Origin of the sequence: Mesorhizobium sp. M7A.F.Ca.CA.002.09.1.1, from assembly GCF_003998555.1 — a bacterium.
GTDB classification, from domain to species: domain Bacteria; phylum Pseudomonadota; class Alphaproteobacteria; order Rhizobiales; family Rhizobiaceae; genus Mesorhizobium; species Mesorhizobium ciceri.
In genome coordinates this window covers 1-3,490 of the sequence record NZ_RZRR01000612.1, presented here as the reverse complement: position 1 = coordinate 3,490, position 3,490 = coordinate 1, and the positions used below count along the sequence as shown (strand labels likewise).

6 protein-coding genes are annotated in these 3,490 nt (G+C 61.9%); all 6 read left to right on the top strand.

All coding sequences use genetic code 11. From position 1 onward, the window contains the following. Positions 1-463: SDR family oxidoreductase (locus EN994_RS23050; protein ID WP_127307829.1), on the top strand; the 463-nt coding region annotated here is incomplete at its 5' end. A gap of 111 nt (positions 464-574) precedes the next feature. After that, positions 575-961, top strand: a complete 387-nt coding sequence (locus tag EN994_RS23045) for an SET domain-containing protein-lysine N-methyltransferase (RefSeq protein ID WP_063168976.1) — start codon at positions 575-577, stop codon at positions 959-961. 177 nt (positions 962-1,138) lie between these two features. Next, entirely contained in the window at positions 1,139-1,417 is a 279-nt protein-coding gene (rpsU, locus tag EN994_RS23040; RefSeq protein ID WP_013529653.1) for a 30S ribosomal protein S21, read from the top strand. Between the two features lie 138 nt (positions 1,418-1,555). Continuing rightward, on the top strand, positions 1,556-2,398 hold the full coding sequence (locus tag EN994_RS23035) for a tetratricopeptide repeat protein (RefSeq protein WP_013529652.1): 843 nt from the start codon (positions 1,556-1,558) through the stop codon (positions 2,396-2,398). A 209-nt stretch (positions 2,399-2,607) separates the two neighbouring features. Beyond that, complete coding sequence (locus EN994_RS23030) at positions 2,608-3,084, top strand: DUF992 domain-containing protein (RefSeq protein WP_024502781.1); 477 nt, start codon at positions 2,608-2,610, stop codon at positions 3,082-3,084. Positions 3,085-3,175: 91 nt separating this feature from the next. Continuing rightward, positions 3,176-3,490 (top strand): DUF992 domain-containing protein (locus tag EN994_RS23025; RefSeq protein WP_127307828.1); only part of this gene is annotated, 315 nt, incomplete at its 3' end.

The window sequence follows — 3,490 nt, the reverse complement described above, 5'->3', positions numbered from 1 at the left end:
GATAGCCGAACTGCCGCTGGAAGGCTGGCGCGAGACGCTCGACACCAATCTCACCAGCGCGTTTCTCGGCGCCAAATACCAGGTGCCGGCAATGGTCGAGCGTGGCGGTGGTTCGCTGATCTTCACCTCCACCTTCGTCGGCCACACAGTCGGCATGCCAGGCATGACCAGTTATGCCGCGAGCAAGGCCGGCCTGATCGGACTGACACAGGTGCTTGCCGCCGAATACGGCCCGAAAGGCGTGCGGGTCAACGCGCTGCTGCCCGGCGGCACAGACACGCCGGCGGCAACCTTCAAGACCCCGGAATCACGGGCCTTCGTCGAAGGCCTGCATGCTTTGAAGCGTGTCGCTATGCCGGAGGAGATCGCTCGCTCGGCGCTCTATCTCGCCTCCGATGCCTCGAGCTTTACCACCGGAGCCGCTCTGTTTGCCGATGGCGGCGTGTCGATCAACCGGACGTGAAGACTTTTCGCGTCCGGAATGCATGTTCATAGCCGCCAGGCAGACGGCCGGTCTTGATTTTTCGCCGCGATTTGGCGATGCCGTTTCTGTCCAAAAGCGGGGTCTGGAACTATGTTGTTGATCAGAACCTATGTGACTGCGAGTGCGATCGAAGGCGTCGGCGTGTTCGCTGCGGAGCCGATCAGGAAAGGGGCTTCGATCTGGCGGCTCGATCCGGATTTCGACCGACTGGTCCCCATGGACAAATACGAAGCGGCCCCCCCGCATCTCAGGGAACTGCTCGACCGCTATGCCTATCCCAGCCCCGACCGGCCAGGTTTCATGGTCTATGAAGTCGACAATGGCCGCTTCATGAACCATTCCAGCAATCCGAATACGGATTTTTCGCAATATGGCGGGGCCACCGCGACCCGCGACATCGCCGTGGGCGAGGAGATCACCTGCGACTACGGCGAGTTCTTCGAGGATTTCGAGCGGCTGCACCTCGCGACGGCCTAGTCGGCTCCTTATCTCAAGGCAAACAGACTGCGGCTGGCACCGCAAATTCATTTCCGCTGTGGACAGCGCGGCATGATTCTGCTATCAGCCGCCACAATTCGTGGTGTAAACCGCCGCGGAGGCTAGCGGCTATGATCGCTTGCCTGTTGATATCAAACCCGAAAGACAGGATTGCCCGTGCAGGTACTCGTCCGCGACAATAACGTTGATCAGGCGCTTCGCGCTCTCAAGAAGAAGATGCAGCGCGAGGGCATTTTCCGCGAAATGAAGATGCGCGGTCACTACGAGAAGCCGTCCGAGAAGCGCGCCCGCGAAAAGGCTGAAGCCGTTCGCCGCGCCCGCAAGCTGGCCCGCAAGCGCGCCCAGCGCGAAGGCCTGCTGCCGATGACGCCGCGCCCTGTTGCTGCCGGCGCCGCTGGTGGTGCAGCTGGCGCTCCGCGTCCGCCGCGGTTCTAACGCCAATTTTTCGTCCTTTTCGAAGGATATCAGAGGTGGCGCGATGTGGAATCGCCGCCACCTTTTTGTTTTGATGTGACCGGTCCGGAGGGGGAGCCGGATCTGAACGACGCGGCTTGAAGTGAGGACAGGGCAGACATGAACGCAACGAGCGTGGAGCGCGGGACCGCATTGCGTGGTTTCGCCCTGACAGCGGCCCTGCTCTCCGGACTGGCGCTTGCCGGCTGCCAAACGGCGGGCCCGACCGGTGAATTCAACAACATCGACAAGGCGCAAGGCTCGAGCGAGAACATTTCCTCGCTGTCGGCGGTCATCCAGCGCAATCCCCAGGATCCCGAAGGCTACAATGTGCGCGGCTCGGCCTATGGCCGTGGCGGCCAATACCAGGCGGCGCTCAAGGATTTCAATCAAGCCATCCAGCTCAATCCGAATTTCTTCCAGGCCTATTCGAATCGTGCGCTCATCCAGCGCTTCCTCGGCAACCAGGAAGCCGCGCTCGCGGACTACAACCGTTCGATCCAGATCAACTCGAACTATGACGCCGCCTATATCGGCCGCGGCAATCTCTACCGCAAGGCGGGTCGCACCCAGGACGCCTTCAACGACTTTCAGAAGGCGATCCAGCTCGATACGACCGACGCGCGCGCCTACCACAATCGAGGCCTGATCTATCAGAGCCAGGGCCAGCACAAATTCGCCATCGAGGATTTCTCGACCGCCATCTCGCTGGCGCCGGACGCCGCCGAGCCCTACAACGGCCGCGGCCTCTCCTATCTGGCGACCAATGACGAGGACAACGCCTTCTCCGATTTCAACATGGCGATCAAGCTCGACGGCAAGAACGCCGAGGCCTGGGCCAACCAGGCGCTGATCTACGAGCGGCGCGGTGACAAGGCGAAAGCCGCGAAATCCTATAAGGAAGCCGTTCGCCTCGACCCGACCTACCAGCCGGCCAAGGATGGCCTCGCCCGCGTCAGCTGATCTCGGTTTCGGCAAACGCTTCCCATACAAATCCGCGTGACATCCAAATGCCGCGGGATCCTTGGCGTGTCCGAAAAGACGCACTTCGCAACCGCGCATTAACCCCGGCAGGAGGCTTTCGGCCCCTGCCTTGATCGCGCCAAGTTTTCAGCGGAACGGTCTGGCCTCCCAAGCCGTTATCGAAAAGCAATTTGCGAAAGGACCCTCCCATGATCAAGAAACTCGCCTGCGCCGCTGCCCTCGCCACGACGATGTTCGCGGTGGCTCCAGCCAGCGCCGGCAAGCTGCAACTCGGCACGCTCGATTGCACCATCGACGGCGGCACCGCTTATATCGTCGCTTCCAACAAGGGCGTGTCCTGTGTCTTCCGGCCTCATCATCACGGGCCGTCCGAGGTTTACACAGGCGTCATCTCCAAGATCGGCCTCGATGTCGGCCAGACGCATCAGGGCCAGCTCGTTTGGGCCGTGCTGGCTGCGACCCGGGACCGTGACGGAGGCGATCTCGCCGGCAGCTATTACGGCGTCAACGCCGAGGCGAGCGTGGTGACCGGCGGCGGCGCCAATCTGCTGGTTGGCGGCTTGGACAGCGCCTTCATGCTGGAGCCGCTCAGCGTCCAGGCGCAGACCGGCGTCAACCTTGCCGTGGCCGTGACCTCGCTCCAGCTGATCCATTCATTCAAGTGATCGCATGGAGCCGTGCGCTCCATGACCCCTCACCCCGCGGCGCGGAACCAGATAGGATGGTTCCGCGCCGTTGATTTTTGAGGGGACCATCATGCTGAAGACAGCCATCGCTGCCATATTCGCTACCGTGTTTGTCGGAGCAGCGCAGGCGCAGGACCGAGGCATAGAGCTCGGTACGCTTGACTGTGCCATTGGCGGCGGCACCGGCTTCATCTTCGGCTCGAGCAAGGATCTGAGCTGCACCTTCAACCCCGCCGACAAGAGCTTCGCGTCGGAAGCCTATTTCGGCGCCGTCAACAAATACGGCCTCGACATCGGCACGACGAAGCAGACGGTCATGCAGTGGATCGTGCTGACGCCGCTGAAGAACATCTACGCGCCGGGTGCGCTGGCCGGCGACTACATC